Here is a 2,214-nt window from a genome sequence, read left to right as displayed (position 1 = left end):
TGTGAAGATCAACGTTAAAATCCCCAATATAATCGGTTGAAAATTCCCCACTTTCATCGCAAACTCTCTCCTTGGAGGAGAGAGGAATCATGATAAAGAATGGGGAGTTTTACATGATTCACGAAATGAGAAAACGTGGCATGAGTATTACTCGGATCGCGCAGGAAATGGGGAGGGATCGAAAAACGATTCGTAAGTGGCTGAACAAGAAGGAACCTGAAACCTACCAGCGAAACGTCATCCGTCCCGGCAAGCTGGATCCGTTCAAGGACTACGTTCGCCGCAGAATGGAGGAAGGGTGCCTCAATGCCAGAGTCATTTTTGAAGAAATTAAAGCGAAAGGGTATACCGGCGGAATTACCACCCTACGGGTCTTCATGAAACCGTTCCGGCCTACCGTCATCAACAAAACCACTGTCCGATTCGAGACAGCTCCCGGATACCAAGCCCAAGTGGACTGGGGACGGTTTACGGTGGAATGGCACGGCAAAGAAAAACGGCTGTATGCGTTTGTCATGGTGCTGGGCCATTCTCGCATGATGTACCTGGAATTCACCGAAGACGAAAAATTAGACACACTCATCGGCTGCCACGTACGTGCTTTCGAGTACTTTGGCGGGTGTCCCAAGGTAATCCTATACGACAACATGAAGACGGTCGTAAGCGACAGAGATGAACAGGGCCATCCCGTCTGGAATGAGCGTTTTTCACGGTTTGCCAGCCACCACGGCTTCCTCCTCAAGAACTGTCGGCCCTACCGGGCTCGTACCAAAGGGAAGGTTGAAAACGGAATTGGCTATGTTCGCAAGAACTTTTGGCCGCGTGTTCGGGAATTTACAGGATTGGACGATCTGAATCGTCAAGCACGCACGTGGCTGAATCAGGTAGCCAACGTCAGGATCCATGGAACCACACACGTCAGACCCGTTGACCGTTGGCAGGAGGAAAAGTTGAACCCCGTCAATCCAACACCGTTTGTGGTTGTCGACCGTCATGCTCGGAAGGTATCGGCGGACTGCCTGGTATCGTTTGAGGCCAACCGTTACTCCGTTCCCTTCCGTTTTATGGGGCAAATCGTGCATGTCCAGGACGACAAGAACGGACGCATCCGGATTTACAGTGGAGACACACTCATCGCTGAACATCCCAAGGCCGTCCAGAAAGGGAAGTTGGTCATCAACAAAAAGCACTTCGAAGGACTGCGCCCAGCCGGTCAACACCGAGTTCCTGCTCCGATGCCCAAACTTGTTGACCGGCCATCCCCTGAAGTGCTGGAACGAGACTTATCGGTGTATGAACAATTCCTCGACGAGGCGGTGACGCTCCAATGATTGGGCTGCAAGAACGTCTTGAGGATGCGTTCCGCCAGTTCGGCTGGGCTCGCATTCCCGAGGTGCTTCACCACCACGCCGAAGAAGCTGCCAAACACAATATATCGTACCTTGAATTTCTGGACAAGCTGTTGCAGGAGGAACTGGCGGCGAAATGGGATCGGTATGTCCGAACCCGGACACGTCTGGCGAACTTGCCCTTTCACAAGACTTTGAACCAATTCGACTTTCGATTCCAGCCCTCCATCGATGAACGGCGAATCCGGGATCTGGCGACCCTTCGGTTTATCGAGCACCAGGAGAATCTCATCTTCCTTGGCCCCCCTGGCGTGGGGAAAACGCATTTGGCTGTTGCACTGGCATTGGAGGCGATTAAGCGGCGGTATACGGTGTACTTTACAACCGCCCATGACCTCGTGCAAACACTTCAGCAGGCCGACCAGAACCATACGATTAAACAGAAAATACGGATGTATACCAAGCCACGTCTGTTGATCATCGATGAGATCGGCTATCGCAAGATGGACGAACCGGCAGCCCATTTCTTCTTCCAAATCATCTCGGAACGATACGAGACCGGCTCCATCATCCTGACTTCCAACAAGTCGTATGGTTCATGGGGAGAAATCTTTGGAGACTCTGTACTGGCCACCGCCATATTGGATCGTTTGCTCCATCATTCCACCACGATCAACATCAAGGGGGAGAGTTACCGCATCAAGGAGAAGAAAAAGGCAGGATTCTTCCGACCGGAAGGGGATGGGAACAACACAAGTGGGTAGTCTTGTCTATATTACCACCTAAGAGGCATTTGAGTATTCTCTTTCTCTTACTGGGGAATTTTCGCTTGATTTTTTTGAGGAACTTTCTTTTGATCTTGACA

Annotated in this window: 2 protein-coding genes; both read left to right on the top strand. The window is 51.1% G+C overall.

Annotated features, from left to right (window positions below; all coding sequences use genetic code 11):
• The first annotated feature begins 113 nt into the window (after positions 1 to 113).
• Positions 114 to 1,331: an IS21 family transposase gene (istA, locus tag ETC00_RS19170; protein WP_253264343.1), complete on the top strand. Its 1,218-nt coding sequence runs from the start codon at positions 114 to 116 to the stop codon at positions 1,329 to 1,331.
• Entirely contained in the window at positions 1,331 to 2,113 is a 783-nt protein-coding gene (gene istB, locus ETC00_RS19165; protein ID WP_371808921.1) for an IS21-like element helper ATPase IstB, read from the top strand. Before istA ends, istB begins: the two co-directional genes overlap by 1 nt.
• The last annotated feature ends 101 nt before the right edge of the window (positions 2,114 to 2,214 follow it).

This window comes from Brevibacillus sp. MCWH (assembly GCF_013096935.1).
Taxonomy (GTDB): domain Bacteria; phylum Bacillota; class Bacilli; order Brevibacillales; family Brevibacillaceae; genus Brevibacillus; species Brevibacillus aydinogluensis.
Note: the sequence above shows the minus strand (reverse complement) of the source record. Positions and strands in the feature narration are given on the sequence as shown.

Bases quoted from the DNA above. Each gene is read 5' to 3' on its own strand.
- istA (WP_253264343.1), top strand. From the start codon at position 114: ATGATTCACGAAATGAGAAAACGTGGCATGAGTATTACTCGGATCGCG.